19 protein-coding genes are annotated in these 25,159 nt (G+C 68.0%); 13 read left to right on the forward strand and 6 right to left on the reverse strand.

Annotated features, from left to right (window positions below; translation table 11 throughout):
• A complete protein-coding gene (gene cydD, locus FHJ30_RS08630) occupies positions 1–3,519 on the forward strand; it encodes a thiol reductant ABC exporter subunit CydD (RefSeq protein ID WP_139028903.1) in 3,519 nt (1,172 codons plus the stop codon).
• Here the strand turns inward: cydD and FHJ30_RS08635 are convergent.
• Positions 3,501–4,019, reverse strand: coding sequence for a DinB family protein (locus tag FHJ30_RS08635; protein WP_139028904.1), 519 nt, complete (start codon positions 4,017–4,019; stop codon positions 3,501–3,503). The genes cydD and FHJ30_RS08635 overlap by 19 nt on opposite strands.
• A gap of 9 nt (positions 4,020–4,028) precedes the next feature.
• Positions 4,029–6,539 carry a DNA topoisomerase (ATP-hydrolyzing) subunit A gene (locus FHJ30_RS08640; protein ID WP_139029038.1) on the reverse strand — a complete coding sequence of 837 codons (2,511 nt, stop codon included), beginning with the start codon at positions 6,537–6,539 and terminating at the stop codon, positions 4,029–4,031.
• 89 nt (positions 6,540–6,628) lie between these two features.
• Between FHJ30_RS08640 and FHJ30_RS08645 the strand changes: the two genes are divergently transcribed.
• Genes FHJ30_RS08645 through FHJ30_RS08660 form a run of 4 tightly spaced genes read left to right on the forward strand, consistent with a single transcriptional unit; the run spans position 6,629 to position 12,084 of the window.
• The gene (locus FHJ30_RS08645; protein ID WP_139028905.1) at positions 6,629–9,313 is read left to right on the forward strand and encodes a bifunctional GNAT family N-acetyltransferase/acetate--CoA ligase family protein; all 2,685 of its coding nucleotides are present in this window, start codon (positions 6,629–6,631) and stop codon (positions 9,311–9,313) included.
• A 42-nt stretch (positions 9,314–9,355) separates the two neighbouring features.
• The gene (locus tag FHJ30_RS08650; protein ID WP_139028906.1) at positions 9,356–10,096 is read left to right on the forward strand and encodes a DUF5998 family protein; all 741 of its coding nucleotides are present in this window, start codon (positions 9,356–9,358) and stop codon (positions 10,094–10,096) included.
• 1 nt (position 10,097) lies between these two features.
• Positions 10,098–11,366: an alkaline phosphatase family protein gene (locus tag FHJ30_RS08655; protein WP_139028907.1), complete on the forward strand. Its 1,269-nt coding sequence runs from the start codon at positions 10,098–10,100 to the stop codon at positions 11,364–11,366.
• Positions 11,359–12,084 carry a thymidine kinase gene (locus FHJ30_RS08660; protein ID WP_139028908.1) on the forward strand — a complete coding sequence of 242 codons (726 nt, stop codon included), beginning with the start codon at positions 11,359–11,361 and terminating at the stop codon, positions 12,082–12,084. Before FHJ30_RS08655 ends, FHJ30_RS08660 begins: the two co-directional genes overlap by 8 nt.
• Here the strand turns inward: FHJ30_RS08660 and sepH are convergent.
• The gene (gene sepH, locus FHJ30_RS08665; RefSeq protein WP_139028909.1) at positions 12,081–13,418 is read right to left on the reverse strand and encodes a septation protein SepH; all 1,338 of its coding nucleotides are present in this window, start codon (positions 13,416–13,418) and stop codon (positions 12,081–12,083) included. The two genes, FHJ30_RS08660 and sepH, sit on opposite strands and share 4 nt — an antisense overlap.
• A gap of 216 nt (positions 13,419–13,634) precedes the next feature.
• On the opposite strand from sepH, the gene FHJ30_RS08670 reads away from it, so the two are divergent.
• On the forward strand, positions 13,635–13,934 hold the full coding sequence (locus FHJ30_RS08670; RefSeq protein WP_139028910.1) for a DUF4193 domain-containing protein: 300 nt from the start codon (positions 13,635–13,637) through the stop codon (positions 13,932–13,934).
• Here FHJ30_RS08670 and FHJ30_RS08675 read toward each other — a convergent pair.
• Positions 13,910–14,410 (reverse strand): DUF3093 domain-containing protein, encoded by a 501-nt coding sequence (locus tag FHJ30_RS08675; protein WP_139028911.1) that lies wholly within the window; start codon positions 14,408–14,410, stop codon positions 13,910–13,912. The genes FHJ30_RS08670 and FHJ30_RS08675 overlap by 25 nt on opposite strands.
• Positions 14,411–14,553: 143 nt before the next feature.
• On the opposite strand from FHJ30_RS08675, the gene dut reads away from it, so the two are divergent.
• From dut to FHJ30_RS08695, 4 genes are all read left to right on the forward strand, one after another.
• Entirely contained in the window at positions 14,554–15,084 is a 531-nt protein-coding gene (gene dut / locus FHJ30_RS08680) for a dUTP diphosphatase (protein WP_139028912.1), read from the forward strand.
• Positions 15,085–15,192: 108 nt separating this feature from the next.
• Complete coding sequence (locus tag FHJ30_RS08685) at positions 15,193–15,906, forward strand: DUF3710 domain-containing protein (RefSeq protein ID WP_139028913.1); 714 nt, start codon at positions 15,193–15,195, stop codon at positions 15,904–15,906.
• Positions 15,899–16,303 carry a hypothetical protein gene (locus FHJ30_RS08690; RefSeq protein WP_228405786.1) on the forward strand — a complete coding sequence of 135 codons (405 nt, stop codon included), beginning with the start codon at positions 15,899–15,901 and terminating at the stop codon, positions 16,301–16,303. Before FHJ30_RS08685 ends, FHJ30_RS08690 begins: the two co-directional genes overlap by 8 nt.
• On the forward strand, positions 16,300–17,088 hold the full coding sequence (locus FHJ30_RS08695; protein WP_139028914.1) for a DUF3159 domain-containing protein: 789 nt from the start codon (positions 16,300–16,302) through the stop codon (positions 17,086–17,088). Before FHJ30_RS08690 ends, FHJ30_RS08695 begins: the two co-directional genes overlap by 4 nt.
• 30 nt (positions 17,089–17,118) lie before the next feature.
• On the opposite strand, the gene FHJ30_RS08700 is transcribed toward FHJ30_RS08695, so the two are convergent.
• Together FHJ30_RS08700 and FHJ30_RS08705 are read right to left on the reverse strand one after the other, a co-directional pair.
• A complete protein-coding gene (locus tag FHJ30_RS08700) occupies positions 17,119–17,868 on the reverse strand; it encodes a TrkA family potassium uptake protein (RefSeq protein WP_139028915.1) in 750 nt (249 codons plus the stop codon).
• Positions 17,865–18,539, reverse strand: coding sequence for a TrkA family potassium uptake protein (locus FHJ30_RS08705; protein WP_139028916.1), 675 nt, complete (start codon positions 18,537–18,539; stop codon positions 17,865–17,867). Before FHJ30_RS08705 ends, FHJ30_RS08700 begins: the two co-directional genes overlap by 4 nt.
• Positions 18,540–18,657: 118 nt before the next feature.
• Here FHJ30_RS08705 and FHJ30_RS08710 point away from each other — a divergent pair, with 118 nt between their 5' ends.
• The 3 genes from FHJ30_RS08710 (at position 18,658) to FHJ30_RS08720 (ending at position 25,033) form a co-directional block, all read left to right on the forward strand.
• Complete coding sequence (locus FHJ30_RS08710) at positions 18,658–20,634, forward strand: APC family permease (RefSeq protein ID WP_139028917.1); 1,977 nt, start codon at positions 18,658–18,660, stop codon at positions 20,632–20,634.
• Positions 20,634–22,019 carry a class I SAM-dependent RNA methyltransferase gene (locus FHJ30_RS08715; RefSeq protein WP_139028918.1) on the forward strand — a complete coding sequence of 462 codons (1,386 nt, stop codon included), beginning with the start codon at positions 20,634–20,636 and terminating at the stop codon, positions 22,017–22,019. The genes FHJ30_RS08710 and FHJ30_RS08715 overlap by 1 nt, the downstream gene beginning before the upstream one ends.
• A 188-nt stretch (positions 22,020–22,207) precedes the next feature.
• Positions 22,208–25,033, forward strand: a complete 2,826-nt coding sequence (locus FHJ30_RS08720) for an aconitate hydratase (RefSeq protein WP_139028919.1) — start codon at positions 22,208–22,210, stop codon at positions 25,031–25,033.
• The last annotated feature ends 126 nt before the right edge of the window (positions 25,034–25,159 follow it).

Raw genomic sequence — 25,159 nt, forward strand, 5'->3', positions numbered from 1 at the left:
ATGCGGTCAAGTTTCCCGCCCGGTCCCGCCACCCGCTCCGCCATCTACCTGCTTGGACTGCTGGCTGCGCTCAAGGCGCTGTCACTGGTGCTCATGGGCCAGGCAGTGGCGTCAGTCCTCACCGGACTTGTGGCGGGGGATGCGGGCTGGGCCGGCCAGGTTCCCCTGGGACTGGCCGGCGTGGTCCTGCGGTCCCTGACCGTCTGGGGACAAGCCGTTGCGGCCCGCCGGGCCGCCCTTGGCATCAAGGAGGAGCTGCGCACCCAGCTCCTGGAAAGGGCACTGCGGAACGGGGCCAGGGAGGCGGGACCGGCCGACGGCGGACTCGCCGTCCTGGCAACGCGCGGCCTGGACGCCCTGGACAACTACTACACCCAGTTCCTCCCCGCCCTGGTCAACTGTGCCGCGATCCCGCTGCTCCTGGGGGCCCGGATCCTCTTCGCCGACTGGGTCAGCGCGGTGGTGATTGTCCTGACGGTGCCGCTCGTGCCGCTGTTCATGGTGCTGATCGGCCGCTACACCGAGGACAACGTCCGCGAGGCACAGGCCTCGCTGGCACGGCTCTCCGCCCACATGCTGGAACTGGCAAAAGGCCTGCCCGTCCTGGTGGGACTCGGCAGGGCCACGGCGCAGCGCAAGGCGCTGGAAGAAATCTCGGAGGAATACCGCGCCCGCACCATGGGAACCCTGCGCACGGCGTTCCTGTCCGCCCTGGCGCTGGAACTGATCGCCACCATCTCGGTGGCCGTGGTGGCGGTGTTCATCGGCGTCCGGTTGGTGCACGGCGACATGCCGCTTGAGGCAGGCCTGCTCGCCCTGATCCTGGCACCCGACTGCTATCTTCCGCTGCGTGAACTGGGCACCGCCCACCATGCCAGCGACGACGGCCGCGTGGCCCTTGCCGAAACCACCGCGGTCACGGAGGCTCCCGAGCCGCGGCCGCTTCCCGCGGCCAAGGCGGGAAGGCCTGGTGCGCCGCTCACCGTCACCGGCCTGGCCGTGAGCTACAGCGGAAGGTCCGGGCCCGCCGTCGGCCCGCTCACCTTCTCGGCGCCCCAAGGCAGGATCACCGCCTTGGACGGGGCCAGCGGCGCAGGGAAGAGCACAGTCCTCGGCGTCCTCGCCGGGACCATTGGCGATGGTGCCGGCACCACGGTGTCCGGCGCGGTCCAGGGACTTGACCGTGCCGCCCTGGCCTGGGTGCCGCAGCATCCGGTGATGCTCGCGGAAACCGTCCTGGAGGAGGTGGTGCTCTACCTTTCCGGGGACATCCATGGCGGCCGCGGCCAGGCAGGCGTGCAGGCCGCAGCGCGGGCCTGCCTGGCCCGCGCCGCTGCCGGCCACCTGGCCCGGCAGCACCCCGCAGAACTGAGCCCTGGCGAGCTGCGGAGGGTCGCTCTGGCGCGTGCCCTGGCGAGGATCGAGGCGGGGGCCACAGTCCTGCTGCTGGACGAGCCCACTGCCCATCTGGATGACGCGTCGGCGATGGCCGTCGAGGACGCCATCAGGAGGATTCGGGGCCGGGTAACCGTCATCCTGGTGGCGCACAACGAACGCACCCGCAACCTGGCAGACCACGTTGTGCCCGTGGGGCCGGGCCGAACGGTCACGGCGGCCAGCCACCAACCTGCCGGCCACCAACCTGCCGCGCTGCCGGCGGACGCCGCCCAGGCAGGACGTATTGCCCCGGCCGGCCCCGATGCAGGCGAAACGCCCTACAGCCCACCCACGACGGACGCGGGCGCCGCCCCTGCGGCAGCAGAGGGAGCCGGCAACCGCGCCACCGCCCGGCTCCTCTCGGCGCTCCTCGCGCCGGTCCGCGGCAAGTTCGCCGCCGCCGCTGCAGTGGGCACGCTCGCGGCGGTCTTTGCCGTGGCGCTGTCCGGCCTGTCCGGCTGGCTGATCATCCGGGCCAGCGAGCAGCCGCCCATCCTTTACCTGCTGACGGCGATTGTGGGCGTGCGGTTCTTTGGCATCGGGCGGGCCGTGCTCCGTTACTGGGAACGGCTCCTCCTCCACGATGCGGTGTTCGCCGCCCTCACCCGGCTCCGCGGGCGGCTGTGGGAGTCACTGAGCCGCAGGGCGCTCGCCCTCCGCCGCCTGCTCCAGGGCGGCAACGTGCTGGGAACGGTGATTGACGACGTCGATACCGTCCGCGACCTCCTGCCCCGCGTTGTGCTGCCGCCGCTGACCGCCCTTGCCGTCTCCGCGCTGGCGCTGGCAACCACCGGGCTGCTGGTACCGGCCGCGCTCCCGGCCGTCCTTGCGGCCGCTGCGGGCAGCCTGTTCCTGGCCCCTGCCGTGGCACTGTGGGCCGACCGGAAATCTGCCAGCGCCGAACAGGTGCTGAGGTCCGGAGTCCTGCGCCGCATTTCCGCCGCACTTGATGCCAGGGCCGAGCTCCATGCCAACAATGTCGCCTTTCCGGTCCTTGCCGGACTGCGCGCCCAGGACCGCAGGGCCACCCGCGCGTCCCAGCGCTCGGCCTGGGCGGACGGCCTGGGCCACGCCATCACCACCGCGTCCTGCTGTGCGGCGGCTTTCGCGGCCGCCTGGCTGGCGGCTCCCGCGGTGTCCGACGGCCGGCTCGAGCCCGCCACGGCGGCGGTTCTGGTGCTGCTGCTCCTCGCGCTGGTGGAACCTTACGCAGCGATGACGACGGCGGTCCGCCAGTTCCCCGCGCTCCGGACAGTCATGCGGCGGGTTGCGGCCTCCGGCGCACTGGACGCCGACGCCCCGGGTTCCGGGGGCGGCGCTGCCGACGGCCTGCAGGAGGTGCCTGCCCGGCGCAGCGGTGCTCCCGGCGTCGAAATCGAGAACCTTGCCGCGGCCTGGCCGGGCGGCCTGCCGGTGTTTACCGGGCTGGACGCGGTGGCGGAACCGGGCCGGTGGCTGGCAGTCACCGGGCCCTCCGGCTCCGGAAAGTCCACCCTGCTCTCGGTCCTGCTGGGCTTCCTTCCGGCCGCTGCGGGAGCTGCCCGGGTGACCGGCCGGGCAGCGTGGTGCCCGCAGGAGGCCCACCTCTTCGACTCGACCATCCGCGGCAACCTGCTGCTCGGCAGGCCTTCCTCCGATGACCGGACTGCCGGCGGCGGAACCGGCGGAGCCGGCGGCGACAATGAACTCCGCGATGTGCTGGCGTCCGTCGGGCTGTCCGGCCTGGTGGAGCGGCTGCCGGCCGGCCTGGACACCAGGATCGGTCCCGGCGGGGCGTTCCTGAGCGGAGGGGAGCGCCAGCGCCTGGCGGTGGCCCGCACGCTGATGACGGGTGCGGAGGTCATCCTGCTGGATGAGCCGACGGCCCACTTGGATGCGGAATCTGCGCGGACGATGCTGGCCGACCTGCGCACAGGCCTGCGGGACCGCACGGTGGTGCTGGTGACCCACAACCCTGCCGATGTCCATCCGGAGGATGCGAGGCTGGTGCTGGCCGGATCCGGGGACGCCGGAGGTGCAGGACGCAATGGTGCGCCGGCGTATGCCGCCGTGGCGGAAGGTGCTCAGCCGTCCACGTCGTGAAGGTGGTGGACGACGTCGTGCAGGAAATACTGGGCCAGCGTCAGTACGGTGAATTCGGCGCCGTTGCTGCGCAGCCCTTTCCGTCCCCACTCAGCTTGGCGGACGCCGGCAAAGGATTCCGCCACCTGCTTGCCTTCCGCGGCCAGCTCGGCGCTGACTACGGCGGGATCGGCGTTGGCGTAGTCCTTGTCCAGCGCTGTCTGGTCCTGGTCCCAGTTCTCGAACCGTGCGCCGTCCGTATCCAGCATGAGGTTGAGCCTCTGGTCAAAGAGGCTGAAGACGTCCCGGACGTGGCAGGCGTACTCCAGCGCCGACCAGGTGTGCTCATTCGGGCGCTCGGCAGCGTCCGGCCTGCGCAGGACGGCCCGCCAGCGGGGGAGCATGTTTTCGATGGTCCCGGGGACCGTTGACGGGGTGACCGTGGAAGCGTCAAAAGAGCATTCCGGGCAGGGACGGGTCAGGACCCAGGTCCAGTCCTTCTCATCAGGAACGATAGGCATGAAAGCAGTCTAGGCGGGATCGGGCCAGGCCATGGCAGGACCCACCACATCCACCGGCTGGGAGAGCGGGACGCCGGATCCGTCCCGGCGGCCGTGCTCCTGCGGCAGGGACCTGGCAACCCCGGCAGCCGACGACGCCTTGGCCGGGCCGTGGCCAGCCCAGGCCAGCAGCAGCGTGTCCTCGCCCTTCAGGAAGCGGTGGGCCCGCACACCCGCCGTGGCGCGGCCCTTCACCGGGTACTCGGAGAACGCCGTCACCTTGGCCGTGCCGGGGGCGGTGCCGGGAAGGGCTCCGGTGGTCCCCGCGATTGTGACCACGACGGCGGCCTCGTCCTTGGGCTGGACGGCGCCGAAGTACACCACCCGGTCCCCGGCCGCGAGCTTGATCCCGGCCATGCCGCCTGCGGTGCGTCCCTGCGGCCGCACGCCGGCGGCGGCGAACTTGAGCAGCTGCGCCTGGCTGGTCACGAACACCAGCTCGGCATCGTCGGCTCCCGCAGGCACCACATTGACCACAACGTCCTTGTCCTTCAGGGAAATGACGTCCCAGTCTTCCCTGTTCAGGGGATAGTCCGGCTGCACGCGCTTGACCACTCCCTGCGCCGTGCCGATGGCGAGTACTTCGTCCAGCGGGACGAACGCCACCAGTGTTTCCCCCTTCAACAGGGTCAGGAAGTCCTTGGCCGGAACCCCGCCCGCGAGGTTCGGCAGCCCCGAGACGGGGGGCAGCACGGGCATGTCCATCACCTGCAGGCGCAGCATGCGCCCCTGCGAGGTGACCGCGGCGATCTCGCCCCGCGCCGAGGTCCTGACCACGGACGTGTACACATCGTGCTTGGCCCGGGGTCCGGCCTCCGCCAGCGGCTCCTGGTTGCTGGTCCGGGCCACCTGCCCGGATGCGGTCAGGATGGCCCAGCAGGGGTCGTCCGCAATTTCCAGGGCCAGCGGCGCGGCCTTGCCCTTCCTGCCGTTGGCCCCGGAAAGTTCGGCGGCCACGGTGGGGGCCACGGCCTCCGATTCCAGCAGGACCGTCCGGCGCGGGGTGCCGTGCTCTTCGGCGAGGGCGCCCAGTTCGTCGGAGACGAGCGTGCGCAGCCGCTCCTCTGAACCCAGGATCGCCTCCAGCTCCGCGATCTCGCGGCGCAGCTCGTCCTGTTCCTTCTCGAGCTCGATCCGCGAGTACTTGGTCAGCTGCCGCAGCCGGAGCTCCAGGATGTAGTTCGCCTGGATTTCCGTGAGGTCGTAAATGGACATCAGCCGCGCCCGGGCGGCGGCGGCCTCATCGGAGGACCGGATGATCTGGATGACCTCGTCGATGTCCACGATGGCGATAAGGAGGCCCTCCACCAGGTGGAGGCGGTCCTTCTTCTTCCCCAGCCGGAACACGGTCCGGCGGCGGACCACATCGATCCTGTGGTTCACGTACACGCTCAGCAGCTGCACCAGGCCCAGGGTCTGCGGCTGCCCGTCCACCAGGGTGACGTTGTTGATGCCGAAGGAGTCCTCCATCGGCGAGTAGCGGTAGAGCTGCTGGAGCACCGCGTTGGGGTTGAAGCCGTTCTTGAGTTCGATGACCAGCCGCAGGCCGTGCTTGCGGTCCGTCAGGTCCACGATGTCGCTGATGCCCGTCAGCTTCTTGGCGTTGACGGCGTCCTTGATCTTCTCTATGACCTTCTCCGGACCCACCATGTAGGGGAGCTCGGTGACCACCAGGCCGGTCCGGCGTGCGGAAAGCTGTTCCACCTCCACCTTGGCCCGGGTCTTGAAGGATCCGCGCCCGGTGGCGTAGGCGTCGCGGATGCCGTCCAGGCCCACGATCCGGCCGCCGCTGGGGAGGTCCGGGCCGGGCACGAAGCGCATGAGGTCGTCCAGTGTCGCGTCCGGGTTGGCGATCAGGTGCCGTGCGGCGGAGATGACCTCCACCAGGTTGTGCGGGGCCATGTTGGTGGCCATGCCGACGGCGATGCCGGTGGCGCCGTTGACCAGCAGGTTGGGGAAGGCCGCGGGCAGGACGTCCGGCTGGGTCAGCTGGTTGTCATAGTTGGGGACAAAATCCACCACGTTTTCATCGAGGTGGTCGGTGAGCGTGAGGGCGGCCGCCGCCAGCCGCGCCTCGGTGTACCGCGGTGCTGCAGGGCCGTCGTCGAGCGAGCCGAAGTTGCCGTGCCCGTCGATGAGCGGCAGCCGCAGCGAGAAGTCCTGCGCCATGCGCACCATGGCGTCGTAGATGGCCGTATCGCCGTGCGGGTGCAGCTTGCCCATGACCTCGCCCACCACGCGGGCGCTCTTCACGTGGCCGCGGTCCGGGCGCAGGCCCATGTCGCTCATCATGTAAAGGATGCGGCGCTGCACCGGCTTAAGCCCGTCCCGGGCGTCGGGGAGGGCCCGCGAGTAGATCACCGAATACGCGTACTCCAGGAAGGACCCCTCCATTTCGGAGGTGACATCGATGTCCACGATGTTCTCCGTGTAGGGGGTGCTGTCTTCCACGGTGGGGGCGGGGGTTTGGCGGCGGGCCATGGGGTTGGTGAATCCTTCTGGAGTGCTGTGCAATCGGTTTATTCTGCGCAAGCGGCGGTGCTGCGGGAGTTTTTGGCTAGGCTAAGCCTATGGTGGATCAGCCCGTGGACGGCGAATATCCGGAACATTGGGAAGCCGATGTCGTCCTGCGGGACGGCGGAACCGCGCATCTGCGGCCCATCCATCCCTCTGACGCGGACGCTGTCCAGGCGTTCCACATGGGACAGTCGCAGAATTCAATCTACATGCGCTTCTTTGCGTTCAAGGCCAAACTCTCCAGCAAGGAGCTCAAGCGGTTCACCGAGGTGGACTACCGGGACCGCGTGGCGTTCGTCATCACCATCGGCGGCGAAATCGTGGGTATCGGCCGGTATGACCGCCTCGACGACCCCACCGAGGCGGAAGTGGCGTTCAACATCGCGGACGCCCACCAGGGGAGGGGCATCGGCTCCATCCTGCTGGAACACCTTGCCGCCGCCGCCCACGAGAACGGCATCCGCCGCTTCAGCGCCGAGGTGCTCCCGGAAAACCGCAAGATGCTGATGGTCTTTTCCGACGCCGGCTATGACGTCAAACGGCACTTTGACGACGGCGTCGTGAGCCTGGAGTTCAACATCGACCCCACCGAAAAATCCCGGGCCGTGATGGAATCCCGCGAGCACCGCGCAGAGGCGAGGAGCGTCCGCGACCTGCTGACGCCGTCGTCCGTGGCCGTCATCGGTGCCAGCCGCAAATGGGGGACGGTGGGCTACCAGCTGCTGGAGCACATCATTGAGGGCGGCTTTTCCGGACGCGTGTATGCCATCAACCCCGAGGCGCTGGAACTGGCGGGCATGATGTCCTTCGGCAAGCTCTCGGAAGTCCCCGAGCCCGTCCAGCTTGCGGTGGTGGCCGTCCCCTATGAAGAGGTAGCCGCCGTCGTGGCCGACTGTGCCGCAGCCCGGGTCAAGGGGCTGGTGGTTGCGTCAGCGGGCTTCGCGGACGACGGCGAACGCGGCCTCGCGAGGCAGCGGGACCTGGTGCGGCAGGCCCGGGCCAACGGCATGCGGGTAATAGGGCCGGCGTCGCTGGGAATCGTGAACACGCACCCCGACGTGTCCCTGAACGCTTCCATGGCGCCCTCGCTGCCGCTGCGGGGCGGCCTGGGCCTGTTCTCGCAGTCTGCCGCCATCGGCGTCTCGCTCTATGCCGCCTCCAGCAGGCGGCGGCTGGGCCTGTCCACCTTCCTCTCCGCCGGGAACCGTGCCGATGTGTCCGGTAACGACATGATGCAGTACTGGGAGGACGACGCCGACACTTCGGCCGTGGGCCTCTACCTGGAATCGATCGGCAATCCGCGCAAGTTTTCCCGGCTGGCCCGCCGGCTGGCGCGCATCAAGCCGGTGATCGTGGCGAAGTCCGACGCCATGGGGCTGCGGCTGCCGCCGGGGCATGCCGTCCGGACCACCCAGGCGCCGGCCGGGGCCCTCGACGCCATGCTGCGCCAGTCCGGCGTCATCCGGGTGGAAACCATAGAGCAGCTGGTGGATGTTGCGCAGGTCGTCTCCGGCCAGCCGCTCCCGGCCGGGCCCGGCCTGGCCATCTTCAGCAACTCCCAGGCGCTGGGGAAGGTGGTGGCGGACAGTGCCTCCTCGCACGGCCTCGGCATCGGCCAGATGGTGGCGGGGGTGGACCTCGACGCCGGCCAGTCAATTGCCCTGCCGGCCCTGCGATCGGCGCTGCTCGCCGCGCTGGAGTCCGACGCCGTCCACGCGGCCGTTGCCGCACTGCTCCCGGCCCGCGGGCTCACCGTGGACAGCATCGCCGAAGTACTTGCCGAATGCTCCGTGAAGTCCGGAAAGCCCGTGGTGGCCGCCTTCACCGGGATCCTCGATCCCTCGGTCTACGTCGAAGGCATGGTGGGGACGGGGGAGCGTGCCGTGCCCTGCTTTTCCAATCCGGGCGCTGCCGTGGCCGCGCTCGCGGCCGTGGTGCGGTATTCCGAGTGGGTCTCGCGCGACCACGGGCACTTCGTTGAACCGGAAGGCTGCGATCCGCAGCGCGCCCGGGACGAACTCGAGGCCCACCTCCGGGATGTAAGGGGTGAGCAGCTCAAGCAGCTGGACCCCGCGGCCACGCGTTCCCTCCTGGGCCACTACGGCATCACCGTGCTGCCCTCGGTCGGCTTCGACACCCCCGACGAGGCGGTGGCGGCCGCGGAGGCCCTCGGCTGGCCGGTAGCGCTGAAAACCACCGATCCTTCCCTGCGCCACCGGCTTGACCTCGGGGGAGTGCGGCTGGACATCCAGGACGCCGAGTCCCTGCGGCTGAACGTGCTGCAGATGCGCCGGACCCTGTCCCGTTACGGCGACCCTGCCCTGGAGGTGCAGACCATGGCACCCGTCGGGCAGGCCTGCACCTTCAGGGCCATCGAGGACCCGCTCCTGGGACCGGTCATCTCGTTCGGCCTGGCCGGCGACGCCGTCAACCTGCTGGATGACTGGGCGCACCGGGTGCCGCCGCTGTCCGCGGCGGACGTGCACGACTTTATCCGCGGACCGCGGGCGGCCCGGAAGCTGTTCGGCTACCAGGGCCTGCCCGCGGTGGACGTCGCCGCACTCGAGGACCTGGCCGGCAGGCTCGCGTGGCTGAAGGACAGCCATCCGGAAATCGCCCTGCTGGAGTTCAATCCCGTGCTGTGCGGGGCTTCCGGAGCGGTGATCCTGGCCGCGGACGTCCGGATCGGCAACGCGGCCCAGCGCACGGACAGCGCCCGCCGCGCCATGCTCGGCTGACGCGGTTAGCAATGTGACCGGCCCATCTGTGAAAATGGGGGAATGAGCTCACAGCCTCCCGCGTCGGCGCCCGAAACGCCCGGCAATGAAAACCAGGCAGTCCGCCACAGCTCACACAACCACGGTGCCCAGGGCCAAAGCCTGGACGGGGCGCTGCAGAAGGCCGGTTTCTATCCGCGCCTGGTTGCCGACGTTGTTGACGACGCCCTGGACGGCCGCGACTGCGTAGCCCACCTGGTGCACCTGGAAACACACTTTGACCGGGCCGAGGTCCGGCGCCACATCACCGTCCTGGTGCTGACTGCGGACATGCTGGTGATCACCCACGTGGACGACCAGCAGCTTGACGAGGCCGGCGAACAGATCGTGGCCCAGATCTCCACGGAGTCCGTTCCCGTGGCGCAGATCCGCTCCGTGGTGCTCAGCTACATGTACGCGCAACCGCAGAACTACAAGCCATCGGATCCCGTGCGCGAGGTGACGCTGTCCATCGCCTGGTCCGGCGGCCAGCGGCTGGATATGGGTCCAGCCAGCTGCGGGGATCCCCAGTGCGAAGCCGACCACGGCTACAGCGGCACCATTGCCCAGGAAGACATCGTCCTCCGGATCAGTGCCGAGGCGGATGGGCTGCAGGCGGTCCAGGACGCCAAGCTTTTTGCCCGCGCGCTGCGCGCAGTGAACACAGGTTCCGCCGCTCCGGCGCCGCATGTCCAGTCCCTCCCTCCGCGGCCGCGTCCGGGTGTGTTCGGCAACCGGCTGAGCCGCGGGCACCAGCAGCGCTGAGATGCCGGACGAACGCCGCTCAACCATCCCTGACGCAGCCGCCCCCTCCGGCGCCGCCCCAGTCCAAGCGGGCCGGGCGCCCGAGCTTCCGCCCGCCCCTGCCTACGGCCGGCGCTCCGTAGCGGACGTGCTGTCCAGCGCCGCGGCAAGCCTGGGACTCGATGGCTTCACCAACACGCTCGGTTTTCCTGCCGCGCCGCGTGTCTGCGTCGTCGTGGCCGACGGCCTGGGCAGGAACCTCCTGAAGCAAAAGTCCGCGCACACACCTTTTCTCAGGTCGGTCATCCAGGCCGGGCAGCGTGAGGTTCCGGTGTGGCTGGACTCAGCATTCCCCTCCACCACGGCTGCCGCACTGGCCAGTTTTGGTACCGGGCTGCCCCCTGGCCAGCACGGCATGGTGGGCTACGACGTGCTGGACCCCGCCCAGGACAAGGTAGTCAACATGCTGGGCAACTGGGACGCCGGCGTGGATCCACTTGCCTGGCAGCCGTTCCCCACCGTGCTGGAACGCGCTGCCGGCCAGGCCGCCGTCACCACGGTCAGCCTTCCCCAGTTCGGTGATTCGCCCATGACCAGGGCTGCCCTGCGCGGCGGAAGCTTCATAGCCGGCACCACGTCCCATGCCCGGACCGAGGCCGCCGCCGAAGCCCTCGCCGCCCCTGGACCGGGCCTGCTGTACTTCTACCTCAATGAGCTGGACAAGGCCGGACACCGCTACGGCTGCCAGTCCGAACACTGGGAACACCAGATCGAGGAGCTGGATTCGACCATGAAGCGGTTGAATGCCTCCCTGCCGGCGGGGACCACCATCCTGCTGACTGCGGACCACGGCATGCTGGACGTGCCGGAACAGCAGCGCATCGACTTCTCCGCAGACCCGGCGCTGGTGGAAGGCGTCCGGCACACCGCGGGCGAACCGCGCATGGTGCACCTCTACCTGGAACCCGGAGCGGACGGCACAGGGCCCGACGCCGGTGCACGCGGGCGGCTTCTCGCCGCCTGGCGGGCCCGCTTCGGTCCGCGCATCTGGGCCTTCACCCGGGAGGACGCCATTGCGGCGGGCCTCTTCGGTCCGGTGCGGCCCGCCGTCGAGGGCAGGATCGGGGACGTGATGATTGCAGCCCGCGATGAGCTCGCGCTGTATGACACAAGGCGCGTCCGCCCCACGGCGATGGACGTGGTGGGCCAGCACGGATCCCTGACCAAGGCTGAGCGGGAGGTTCCGCTGCTGTGTTTCACGGCAGGCGGCAGGAGCGTCCGCCGTGGCTGAACTCGTCTTTTTTTCGGGCACCATGGACTGCGGCAAATCCACCCTTGCGCTGCAGATGGACCACAACCACCGCGCCCGGGGCCGGGGCGGGGTGCGCTTCAGCCGGAACGACCGTGCCGGCGAATCAAAAATCTCCAGCCGGCTGGGCCTCGAAACCGACGCCGTGGAGGTGGCGGACGGGACGGACTTCTGGGAGGAAGTCATGCTGCGGCGAACCCAGGGCCAGCGCGTTGATTACCTGATTTGTGATGAGGCACAGTTCTACACGCCGGAACAGGTGGAACAGCTGGCCAAGGTGGTGGACGAGATCGGCGTCGATGTGTTTGCTTTCGGCATCACCGCGGACTTCCGCACCAGGCTTTTCCCAGGCTCGCAGCGGCTCATCGAACTGGCGGACCGGGTGCAGGTCCTGCAGGTGGAAGCCCTCTGCTGGTGCGGCCGCCGGGCAACGCACAACGCAAGGACGCTGGACGGCGTCATGGTCACCGAAGGTGCCCAGGTGGTGGTGGGTGACGTTGACATGGCCGTTGACGGATCCGCTGCTCCGGCGCCTGGCCACATTCCCGTTGTGGGCTACGAAACCCTCTGCCGGCGGCACTTCATGCGGCGCGTCACTGCCCATGGTGCCAACCTCATGGCCGAGCAGGACCAGCTGCTGCCGTTCGACGTGGACGCGTGCCTCTGGCGCGGCACCGGCGGAACAGGGGCAGGCGCCTAGTCTCCGCGGGTCCCGAAGACGATCTCGTCCCAAGACGGAACACTGGAGCGCTTGGGCCTTGCGGGCTGCCTTTCCGGTGCACCCGTTTCCGGCAGCTGGCCGGTGGTGGGGGAGTTGTCGTCAGTCCTTGGTGCCGGCCGCCGCGGCTTCCCGCCGAGCAGCTCATCCAGTCCCGCCCCGCTTCCCGACGCGCCCGCGCCCCGTGGCGCATCAGGTTCAGCGGAGCCGGAGGGCCGCTGGGGGGAGGCCACGATGGTGATTTCGCGGGTGTCCGTGCTGACCCCGTTGTGCAGCCGGAGGTTGTCGTCAACCGGGTCAGGGTGCGGGGGGATGAGGCTCAGCCGGGAAAGCATCGACGGCCGGGCATCCCGGCGCCGGATGAAGGAATCACCCTGGGCGGCGGGAGCACTGCCGCGGTCTTCTTCCGGTTCCGCGGCCTGCTCGTCCGCTTCCGGCAAGACCTCGGAGGGCCGGGGGTGGGCCGCGGGCACGCCGTGCGTCAGCAGCAGGGCAAGGGCGTCGTCGGAATCTTCATCCACGCCCAGCCGCTGGCCCCGGCGGGAACGCAGCATGTCCAGGAGGCCGTCGGATTCCTTTTCCTTGCCGGGAGCCTGGCCGGCGTGGTCTCCCGGGCTTCCGGGAGCGGAATCGGCATCGGTCTCAAAGTCAAAGGGCCGGTCGGAGACGGCTGACAGCCGGCGGGCGGGGACTGGCCCGTCCAGCGGCTCCAGCTCGCTCAGCTGCTGGGCCCACCGGTTGGCGTTCTGCAACGACTTCCGGGCCGGGCTGAAGGTCCACAGCGCCGGGGGCTCCTCGCCTATGCCTGGCGTGTTGCCCGTCTTGGGTTCGAAGGTGGCAGAGACAGTCCAGGTGCCGTCCTGGCGGCGCCAGGAGTCCCACTCCACCGTTGAGGGGTCTATGCCATGGGCTGCCAAGCGGTGGCCCACCATGTCGTTCAGGGTGGCAGGGTTGTCGCCGAACGCGGAGCGGTAGGCGTCATGGCCGGGAGAAGGGGACGCCACTTCCACCTTGCGGGCCTGCTGGGCTACGTACTCCCGTTCTGCAAGGACCGGACCTTCATACCGTTCAACCTTGGCCAGCGGAAGCCCGGAAAGCTCGGCGACGTCGGCCGCCGTGGCCCCCGCACGTATCCGCGCCTGGATGTCCCGTGGGGACATGGGAACTGCCGGCCGCTCAGCCCGCGGCTTAACCGCCGGCCTGCTGGCCGCTCTCAGCGCTTCGTCGATCGGCAGCTGGAACATCTCGCCGCCGGCCCCGCTCAACAGGAGGTGAGTCCCGTCGTCGTGTACGCCTACAAGCCGTAGATCCTGCATACAAATCCTCCACCCTGGCATTACTATCACTCGAAACTTTGCCACCCTGGGGGCGGGTTTTCGCTCAAGGGGCAGGGCGCGCCGCGATTTTCCGGGACAACGCTCGCAAATCACTGCCGCAGCCGGCTTTTCGTCCGGGCACCAACGGGCGGCATCCTGCGTTGTCACAGGTGTTGTCCCAGACACGCACACAACAGGAAGAAGGCCAGGGCCACGATGTCCACCGATTACGATGCCCCGCGCAAGTCCGAGGAAGACGCCAACGAAGATTCGCTGGACGAGCTGAAGACGCGCCGGGCGGACAAGCCGGTCGCGGTGGTGGATGAGGACGAAAACGAGCTGGCCGCCGGCTTCGAACTCCCGGGAGCGGACCTCTCCGGCGAGGAGCTGGTGGTCCAGGTAGTTCCGGCGCAGGCTGACGAATTCACCTGCTCCTCCTGCTTCCTGGTGCGGCACCGGTCCCAGATCGCCAGGGAGAAGGACGGCCGGTTCTACTGCAGGGACTGCGAGGGCTGAAGGGCTGCCGCCAGTTTGTCCGGGCGGCGGGTGGATGCCAGCCAGTACGGCGTCGGGTCCGAGGGGTCGGTGATGTCGATCTTGACCACGGGATCGATCCAGCCCCGGATGCACAGGTAGGCCAGGCCGTTCAGCCGGGTGCCGCGTTCCGCCGTCGCTTCTTCACCCCGGAATGGCTGGGCGGCGCCAATAAAACGGCGTTCAATGGTGGCCCGCCCCACCGTGAGGGTGTTACCGGTGACCAGGATGGTGGGGGTGGAAGCGAGCAGGAGTATGGCGATGATCGCAAAGAGCACCACCGCAGCCGTGTAGCCCGCAGCCGCGCTGATAGGTGCAAACACCAGGATTCCGGCACCTGAGATGCCCGCTGCAATGATCCAGATCCAGGCATTGGGCCACAGCTTTTCCCGGTAGATCACCGCGGCCCCGGCAGAGGGTGTACTGGGAACGGGCGCGGCGGAACTCGATTCGGGCATAGGGCAAGCTTTCCATTTTTCCCTTGCTATTTCATCCCGGCGGCTCATGCCCCGGCTGCTGCGGCTCCTCCCGGCCCGCCCAGGCTGTCGGGGGCATGCATCGCCTAGGTCCCGGCCACGGGCGCGGGTTAGAGTGAGTGACTGTGACTGATCATTCCGCAGCAGTAGACACCTTCCCCGCAGCAGCACCTGCCGGCCCGGCCCCTTCTGCCTCAGCCCCCACCCTGCAGGTCCAGTTGAAGATGCTGGACCCTGGCCTTGAGGCGCCGTCCTACGCGCACCCGGGCGACGCCGGCGCTGACCTTCGTGCCAGGGAGGACGTTGTCCTGCGGCCGGGGGAGCGCAAGCTGGTTCCCACCGGAGTGGCCATCGCCCTGCCGGAAGGGTACGTCGCCCTGATCCATCCGCGCTCCGGGCTGGCCACCAAGCACGGCCTGACCATCGTCAACGCCCCTGGAACGGTGGATGCCGGATACCGGGGGGAAATAGCAGTCACCCTGCTGAACACCGATGCGACCCAGTCCATTGAGCTGCACCGCGGCGATAGAATTGCGCAAATGGTTATCCAGCGTGTGGAGTATGCACAGTTCATCCCCGTCAATGAATTGAACGGGTCTGTGCGCGGCACGGGAGGATTCGGGTCAACCGGCGGATTCAACCGGCCGGTGGCCTAGGGAACCATTCTTCCGGTTCCGGCAGCACTCCTGCCTGGCGCGTACAGCACGACGGCGGGACCCCCATGGGGCCGTACCGGCACATTTCACAACTAAGGAGACACCCTCATGGTCTTTGGGCTCGGCAGGAAAGCAAAGAAGGAACAGGCAGCCGAACCGGACGACTCCCTGGCCGGCGCGGAGGCTTCCGCTGACGCAGCGGCCCCCACGGGTATCCGTGCGAACGGCCCGCTTGATGAATCCGAAATCACCAGCCGCGACGGTTACGTGGATCTTGGCGCGTTGCTGATCGCTCCCAGCGAGGGCCTCCAGTTGCGCCTCGAGGTGGAAGAAGCCACCCAGCGCGTTGTGGCAGTCACGCTGGACCTCAACGGCTCCAGCCTTCAGCTCCAGGCGTTCGCCGCTCCCAGGACCGAGGGCCTGTGGGATGAGATCCGCGAGCAGATCGGCCAGTCCGTGGGTGCGCAGGGTGGCCAGGTGGAAGAGATCGACGGCAGCTTTGGAACCGAACTCGTGGCCAAGTTGCCCGCAGGGCTGCCCGACGGCAGCCAAGGCTACCGCGTGGCCCGCTTTGTGGGCGTTGACGGACCCCGCTGGTTCCTTCGCGGCGTGCTGGGCGGACCGGCAGCCCTTGAACGTGAAGCAGCCGAGCCGCTGGAGGCGCTGTTCAGGCAGGTTGTGGTGATCCGCGGGGGCAGCCCCATGCCGCCCCGCGACCTGCTGCAGCTGCGCCTGCCCAAGGATACGGCCACGACGCCTCCTCCCGCTGCCCCCGCACTGGGGGAACCGGAACGTGGTCCGGAAACCACACAGATTGGCTGACGCGGCACCTGGGGACGGGCTCCAGCGCCGCCCCGCCGTCCTCTCCCTGGACCAGCTTCCGGACAAGGGCCGCGTGGTGTGCCAGGGCCGCATTGAATCCGTGACGTATCTCCCGGCGGACCAGGCTCCTGCATTCAGTGCCATTGTTTCCGACGCCGAACCAGGCAGGTCACTATCCGGCCCCGCCGGGCCAGGCCGGGCAGAGCCAGGCAAAAAACTGTCCGGCCAGGCCAGGGCACAGGGCCGGCTCCGGGTTGTGTGGCTGGGGCGCCGCCGGGTGCCGGGCATCGAAGCCGGCGCCGAGCTCCGGCTTGAAGGAATGCTTTCCCGCAGCCAGGGCCTGCCCACCATGTTCAACCCCCGCTACGAAATACTGTCCCGCCAGGAGAACGAATGACCGAGCCCCAGCCCGACCCCTCCTCCGGAGCCCAGAGCCCCGGCAGTCCTGAACGTGATTCGCGGCCGGGACCTGCCCAGGAGGCGTCACCAATGGCCGGCCTTGCGGCAGAGTACGCGGCCAAGGCGGGGCTGCACCGTACACACGACGGCCGTGTGGACGTCCTGCGCAGCGCCGGAGGAGTCCAGGGGATTGCCGAAAGCATCCTGCCCGGGCTTGTGTTCCTGGTGGCCTTCACCATCACCCGGGAACTGACGCTGTCCCTGGTGGCGGCATTGGCCTCCGCGGCGGTGTTCACCGTGGTCCGGCTGGTCCAGCGGCGCCCGCTGACGCAGGCCTTGGCCGGAGTGGTGGGCGTGGGCATCTCGGCCTGGCTGGCCAACACCACCGGCAAGGCGGAGGACTTCTACCTCCCCGGGTTCTTCACCAATGCCGGCTACATCCTGGCGATGGCGCTCTCCATCTTCCTTAAATGGCCGGTGGCCGGCCTGCTCTTCGGATTCATCCGCAATGAAGGCCTGGACTGGCGCAAGGATCCGGACCGGGTCAAGGCCTACCAGCTGGGCACCTGGATCATCGTTGCGGTCCTGGCGCTTCGGCTCGTGGTGCAGGTGCCCCTCTACCTCATGGGTGCGGACGGGCTTGCCGCGCTGGCCACCACCCGGCTGATCATGGGCGCGCCCCTGTACATCCTGGGTGTCTGGATTGCCTGGCTGGTAACCCGGCCGGCCCCCGTCGACGCTGGCACGGACTCCAGCGGGGAGGACACGGGCCTGAAAGCCTGACCCCGGCGGGCGCATGACTATTGGCCCGCCCTAGCCGTCGAAGCCGTCGTCCTCCGGGGCCTGCTGGGCGGTCCTGGCGCCGGCGGGCAGCGGAGCCTCCGCCTCGCCGGCGGTATCGGGGGCGTCCGGCGACAACAGGGCGCGCAGGTCATCCTCGGCTGCAATGGTGGTCACGAAAAACAGCTCGTCGCCGCCGTCAATGACGTCGTCCCGGCTGGGCGTGATGGGGGCATGATCCCGCAGGATGGCCACCAGGGTCGCGTCCTCGGGCCACCGGATATCGCCAACCGTCTGGCCGATCACGTGCGAGTCGTGCGGCACCGTGAACTCCACGAGGGAAGAAACGCCGGTCTGGAGGGTGAGCAGCCGGACCAGGTCGCCGATCTCCACGGCTTCCTCCACCAGAGCGGTCATGAGCTGAGGGGTGTTGACGGCGACGTCAACGCCCCAGGAATCGTTGAACATCCAGTCGTTCTTGGGGTTGTTCACCCGCCCTACGGTGCGGCCCACCCCGAATTCGGTCTTGGCCAGCAAGGAAACCACCAGGTTGACCTTGTCATCGCCGGTGGCCGACACCACCACGTCTGCCTCTTCCACCTTGGCCCCCTGCAGGGTGCTCAGCTCGCAGGCGTCGCCCACCAGCCAGTGCGCGCCCCGCAGGCCGCTCCGGCCGATGACTTCCGGCTTAAGGTCGATCAGCAGGATCTCATGCTTGTGCGCCAGCAGCTCCCTGGCGATGGACGAACCGACGCTGCCGGCACCCACGATGACTACTTTCATTGGTACTCCTTGGCGGGTGCTTTGGCGAGGATGTGGGCCACCTGGGCGCTGCGGTCAACCTGCAGCATGGCGTGCACGGTGTCGCCGTCCTGGTAGGCGGTGGCCGCTTCCGGCAGGAGTCCTTCGCCGAAACGGGTCAGGTACGCCACGCGGATCGCGGCGGCTTTCTCGATGGTGCTCACCCGTTGTCCGATCCAGCTGGCGTCGAGGTCGAGCTCGGCCAGCACCAGGCGCCCGGACGGCTCGCGGAAGTCGCCTGCCAGGTGCTGTTCGGGCAGGATGCGGCGGAGCACCTGGTCCGCGCTCCAGCGCACGGCCGCCACGGTGGGGATCCCAAGGCGCTGGTAGATCTCAGCCCGGCCGGGATCATAGATGCGGGCCACGACGTGGGGGACGTGGAACGTTTCCCTGGCCACCCGGGTGGCCAGGATGTTGGAGTTGTCTCCACTGGAGACGGCGGCGAAAGCATACGCTTCAGCCACGCCGGCCTGCTTCAGGGTGTCCCGGTCGAAGCCGACGCCCGTGACTTTGCGCCCGGTGAATCCCTGCCGGAGCCTGCGGAAGGCGCGGTCGTCCTGGTCGATGATTGCCACGGAATGCCCGGCGTCCTCCAGCGTGTGCGCCAGCGTTGCCCCCACCCGGCCACATCCCATGATCACGAAATGCGCCACGGTCTCTCCTCTGTATTCCTGTCAAGGTCCTGCTGCTAGAACTCTACCGCCAGCGTCCGGGCTCCCGTCGTCCCCGGTCCGTCATGACATCGTCCGGGAATCAGACTAGCTTTGTGGGGTGCTGACAATATTGAACGCCGCCAAGCGTGTGCTGGTGGGCAGGCCATTTCGCAATGACCGGCTGGCCCACACGCTGCTTCCCAAGCGGATCGCACTCCCGGTCTTCGCCTCCGATGCCCTCTCGTCCGTAGCCTATGCCCCGGACGAGATCCTGCTCACTCTGGCGCTGGCGGGCGTCAGCGCCGTGGCGTTCTCGCCCTGGGTGGGCGTGGCGGTGATGGTGGTCCTGCTGACGGTGGTGGCCTCCTACCGGCAGAACGTCCACGCCTATCCTTCCGGCGGCGGCGACTATGAGATCGCAGGGGAGAACCTGGGCAAGTACGCAGGCCTGACGGTGGCGTCGGCACTGCTGGTGGACTACGTCCTGACCGTGGCGGTGTCCATGTCCTCCGCTGCCGCCTACCTCACCACGGCGGTCCCCGCCCTGCACGGCCAGCAGGCGGGCATTGCCACCATCGGCGTCGTAATCCTTGCCCTGGTGAACCTGCGCGGGATCAAGGAGGCCGGCACACTCTTTGCCGTCCCCACCTACATCTTTATGGCGTCCATCCTGGGCATGACCGCGGTGGGCCTCTTCCAGGCGGCGACCGGACAGCTGGGCCAGGCTCCCTCCGCCGCCTTCACCATTGTTCCCGCCCCTGGTTTCGACGAAGGACTGGTGGGCCTCGCCGGCGCCTTCCTGCTGCTGCGGGCCTTTTCCTCCGGCGCCGCGGCGCTGACCGGCGTCGAAGCCATCAGCAACGGGGTGCCCAACTTCCGGCCGCCGAAGAGCAAGAACGCCGCCACCACACTGCTGCTGCTGGGCGTCATCGGCGCCACCATGCTGGCGGGCATCATTTACCTGGCCAATGCCACCAAGGTCCACATCGTCCTGGACCCGGCGACAGAGTTCCTGCTCAACGGCAGTCCGCTGCCGGAGGGCTACATCCAGAACCCTGCCATCAGCCAGATCGCGCAGACCATCTTCGGCCCCGGTTCCATACCGTTCTATATCGTGGTTGCCGCCACCGGCGTGATCCTGGTGTTCGCCGCCAACACCGCCTTCAACGGCTTTCCGGTGCTGGGCTCCATCCTCGCCCAGGACGGCTACCTGCCCCGGCAATTGCGCACCAGGGGTGACAGGCTGGCCTTCAGCAACGGCGTCCTGGCCCTGGCCGCCGGCGCACTGGTGCTGATCATCGCCTTCAACGCGGACGTCACCAAGCTCATCCAGCTGTACATCGTGGGTGTGTTCATCTCCTTCACCGCCAGCCAGCTGGGCATGATCCGGCACTGGGGGCGGCAGCTCAAGCTGGCCAAGGACAAGGCAGTCCGACGGCGGATGGCCAAGTCCCGCGTCATCAACAGCATCGGCTTCGGCATGACAGCCACGGTCCTGGTGATCGTGCTGGTCACCAAGTTCGAGCAGGGCGCCTGGATTGCCCTCCTCGCCATGGTCATCCTGTTCCTTATCATGTGGAGCATCCGGGCGCACTACGACAACGTGGCCAGGGAGCTGGCAGTGGACGAGGACTCCTCGCCGCGCGCCCTTCCCACCCGGGTGCACGCCGTCCTGCTGGTATCGCATGTGCGCAAACCCGTTCTCCGCGCCCTGGCGTATGCCAGGGCGTCCCGGCCCTCCCGGCTGGACGCGGTGACGGTGGACATCGATGCCGAAGAAACCGCGCAGACCGTGGCCGACTGGGAGAAGCTGGAGATTCCCGTGCCGCTGACCGTGCTGGCCAGCCCTTACCGCGAGACGGTCACGCCCATCATGGAGTACGTCAAACACATGCGGAAGGATTCCCCGCGGGACCTGATCGTGGTCTACATCCCCGAATACGTGGTGGGCAAGTGGTGGGAGCAGCTGGTCCACAACCAGACTGCCCTGCGCATCAAAACCCGGCTGCATTTTGAGCCCGGCGTTATGGTGGCGAGCGTCCCCTGGCAGTTGAAATCATCCGAAGAAGCGAAAAACCTGCAGGACGTCCAATAATGGCAAACACCGAAACACAGCCGCCACTGACCGGAGAAGCGGGCAGGGAAATAGTGCTCGACGTCGGGCCCGTGGCCCATGGCGGCCACTGCGTCGCCAGGCACGAGGGCCGCGTGATTTTCGTCAGGCATGGCATTCCCGGCGAAAAGGTGCGGGTGCGGCTGACGGACGCCGAAGAGAAGGCCAAATTCTGGCGGGCGGACGTCGTCGACGTCCTTGAAGCCTCCCCTGACAGGGTTGGCCACTTCTGGCACCAGGCCGACTCGGCGCGTGCCTGGCGCCACGGACATCCTCCTGTGGGCGGCGCCGAATTCGGCCACATCACCCTTGCCCGCCAGCGCAGCCTCAAGGCAGAAGTGCTGGCTGAACAGCTCAAGCGGCTCGCCGGCGTCGAGCATGGTGCTGGAGGGCCGGGCACGCGCGGCGCCGGCAGCGTGGAAGCAGTGGGCGGGACGGCCGACGGCGGGGACGGCCTTGGGTGGCGGACGCGGGCTAGCTTTTCGGTCACCCCCGGCGGCAAGCTGGGCATGCACGCACACCGCTCCACCCACATCGTTCCGGTCCGGGAGATGCCGCTGGCCATTGAGGCCATCAACAACCTCCGCCTGTGGGACATTGACCTGCAGGGCATCGAGCGGGTGGAAGTGGCAGCACCGGCCAACGGCTCCCGTCCCCTGGTGCTGCTGGCGCCGGCGGAGGCCACCAAACCCAAGCGGCTCAGCGCCATAGCTGCCCAGCTGCCGGATGACGTCTCCGTCGCTGCCTTTGATCCGGCCAGCGAGGCCGTGCAACAGCTCCGGGGCCGAACCTGGGTGCAGGAATCAGCGGCCGGACACGACTACCGGGTCACCGGTGCAGGGTTCTGGCAGATCCACCGCGACGCGCCCGGGGCCCTTGTGGGGGCTGTCACAGAATTCCTCCGCGGCGGAGGATTCCTCCATCCCGGGGCTGTTGTTGCCGACCTGTACGCGGGAGCCGGCCTTTTCACGGCAGTCCTGGCTGACGCGGTGGGGGAGACAGGGTCCGTCCTGTCCGTTGAAGGTGCCGCCGGAACCAGCCGGGATGCCCGGAAGAACCTGCACGGGGCGCCCCAGGTGGAGATCGTCCAGGGCCGGGTGGAGCGCGTGCTCCGCCAGCAGCCGCGGAGTTTTGACGCCCTGATCCTCGACCCGCCACGGGCGGGGGCCGGGAAGGCGGTGGTGGGCCAGCTTGTTGCGTCCCGTCCCCGCGCCATAGCCTACGTGTCCTGTGATCCGGCGTCGTTCGCCCGGGACGTGGGGTACTTCCGCCAGGCGGGGTGGGGGCTGTCCGGCCTCCGGGCCTTCGATCTCTATCCCCACACCCACCACCTGGAGACTGTGGCGCTGCTGGCACCGCTTCCGTGATGCCGCTGCTGTTGCTTCCGTGATGCCACTGCTGTTTTGGACTACGATGGCCGTAGTAGTCCCACGTCGCGCTCCGTAATCACGGCCGGCCGTGTGCAATTTTCGGGCCCGGAACTAATTAGGGCTTCCTAACTAGCAGGCGGTCAACCGCGCGACAAAGATGAAACTGTTGCGAGAGGAGTCCTGCGATGAGCACTGTGGACAGCTTCGGTTCAAAAGGCAAACTTAATGTAGCCGGAACCGAATACGAAATTTTCCGGTTGAACTCCGTTGAAGGTGCAGAAAACCTTCCGTTCAGCCTCAAGGTATTGCTTGAAAACCTGTTGAGGACCGAGGACGGCGCGAACATCACTGCCGATCACGTCCGCGCCTTGGCAGGCTGGGATCCCAATGCCCAGCCCGATACAGAAATCCAGTTCACGCCTGCACGCGTGATCATGCAGGACTTCACCGGCGTCCCCTGCGTGGTGGACCTGGCGACCATGCGTGAAGCGGTCAAGGAACTGGGTGGCGACCCCAAGCGGGTGAACCCCCTGGCGCCTGCCGAGATGGTCATCGACCACTCGGTCCAGATCGATGCTTTCGGCAACTCCGGCGCACTGGAGCGCAACATGGAGATCGAATACCAGCGTAACGGGGAGCGTTACCAGTTCCTGCGCTGGGGCCAGACGGCGTTCGACGACTTCAAGGTGGTTCCCCCGGGAACCGGCATCGTGCACCAGGTCAACATCGAATACCTGGCGCGCACCGTCATGACCCGCGAAGTCGATGGGGCGCTCCGGGCGTACCCTGACACCTGCGTGGGCACCGACTCGCACACCACCATGGTCAACGGCCTGGGCGTGCTCGGCTGGGGCGTCGGCGGCATCGAAGCCGAGGCCGCAATGCTGGGGCAGCCCGTTTCCATGCTGATCCCGCGCGTTGTGGGCTTCAAGCTGAGCGGTTCCATCCCTGCCGGCGCCACGGCAACCGACGTGGTGCTGACCATTACCGAAATGCTCCGCAAGCACGGCGTTGTGGGCAAGTTCGTGGAGTTCTACGGCGAAGGCGTGGCCGCAGTGCCGCTAGCCAACCGCGCCACCATCGGCAACATGAGCCCGGAGTTCGGTTCCACGGCCGCCATGTTCCCGATCGACGACGTGACCTTGGACTACCTGCGCCTCACCGGCCGCTCCGAGCAGAACGTTGCCCTCGTGGAGGAATACGCCAAGGAACAGGGCCTCTGGCACGATCCTTCCCGCGACATCAAGTTCTCCGAGTACCTGGAACTGGACCTGTCCACGGTTGTTCCGTCCATCGCAGGCCCCAAGCGCCCGCAGGACCGCATTGAACTGACCGAGGCCAAGGACGAGTTCCGCCACGACCTCAAGAACTACGTCTCCCACGACGCGAACGCCGGCACCCTGGATGAATCCCTCGAGGAGACCTTCCCGGCTTCCGACGCCCCGTCCTTCACCTCCGGCGGTACGCATGTCTCCGACACTGACCGTGAACCGCCGAAGTACTCGGCAGGCCACGGGGCAGCTGGCCGGATCTCCCAGCCCGTGCCGGTCAAGACGGCTGACGGCCGCGAGTTCGAGCTGGACCACGGTGCTGTCACCATCGCCTCCATCACGTCCTGCACCAACACGTCCAACCCGTCGGTCATGCTGGCCGCCGCGGTCCTGGCGCGCAACGCCGTGGACAAGGGCCTGACGTCCAAGCCGTGGGTCAAGACCTCCGTCGCCCCCGGCTCGAAGGTTGTCACCGATTACTACGAGAAGTCCGGCCTGACTCCGTACCTGGAGAAGCTCGGCTTCTACATCGTGGGCTACGGCTGCGCCACCTGCATCGGCAACTCCGGCCCGCTGGAAGCTGAAGTTTCGGAAGCGATCCAGGCCAACGACCTCGCCGTCGCTGCTGTCCTCTCGGGCAACCGCAACTTCGAAGGCCGCATCAACCCGGACGTCAAGATGAACTACCTGGCCTCGCCGCCGCTGGTCATCGCCTACGCCCTGGCCGGTTCCATGGACTTCGACTTCGAAACCGACGCCCTGGGCCAGGACCAGGCCGGCAACGACGTCTTCCTGAAGGACATCTGGCCCAACCCGGTTGAGGTCCAGCAGGTCATCGATTCCTCGATCGACAAGGACATGTTCGCCAGGGGCTACGAAGGCGTCTTCGAGGGCGACGACCGCTGGAAGGCGCTCGACACTCCCGCCGGCGACACCTTCGCCTGGGATCCGAACTCCACCTACGTCCGGAAGCCCCCGTACTTCGAGGGCATGCAGGCGCAGCCGGAGCCGGTCAAGGACATCACGGGCGCCCGCGTGCTCCTGAAGCTGGGCGATTCGGTCACCACTGACCACATCTCCCCGGCAGGTTCCTTCAAGTCCGACACCCCTGCCGGCCAGTACCTGCTGGCCAACGGCGTGGAGCGCAAGGACTTCAACTCCTACGGTTCCCGCCGCGGCAACCACGAGGTGATGATCCGCGGAACGTTCGCGAACATCCGCATCAAGAACCAGATCCTGGACGGCGTCGAAGGTGGCTTCACCCGCGACTTCACCCAGGAAGGCGGCCCGCAGGCCTACGTCTACGACGCCGCGCAGAACTACCAGGCGGCCGGCACCCCGCTGGTGATCCTGGCCGGCAAGGAATACGGTTCCGGTTCCTCCCGTGACTGGGCTGCCAAGGGCACCGCCCTGCTGGGCGTCAAGGCCGTCATCGCCGAGAGCTACGAGCGCATCCACCGCTCCAACCTCATCGGCATGGGCGTCCTGCCGCTGCAGTTCCCGGCCGGCGAATCCGCAGCCAGCCTGGGCCTCTCCGGCACGGAGACGTTCTCCGTTGAGGGCGTCACAGCCCTGAACGAGGGCACCACGCCGAAGACCCTCAAGGTCACCGCAACCGCAGAGGACGGCACCTCGACGTCGTTCGACGCCATCCTGCGCATCGATACCCCGGGTGAAGCGGACTACTACCGCAACGGTGGCATCCTGCAGTACGTGCTGCGCCAGATCTCCGCGAACTAGCGGGTTCTGCCAGCAGGCACCACCTCCCGAAGCCCCGGCCGGTCACCGACCAGCCGGGGCTTCGGCTTTTAGGGTGAGTCAGGCCCTGCAGGCCGAGGCGTTAGAGTTAAACGGCACGTCTACCAC

It is taken from the genome of Arthrobacter sp. BB-1 (assembly GCF_006151685.1).
In the GTDB taxonomy this organism is placed as follows: Bacteria; Actinomycetota; Actinomycetes; order Actinomycetales; family Micrococcaceae; genus Arthrobacter.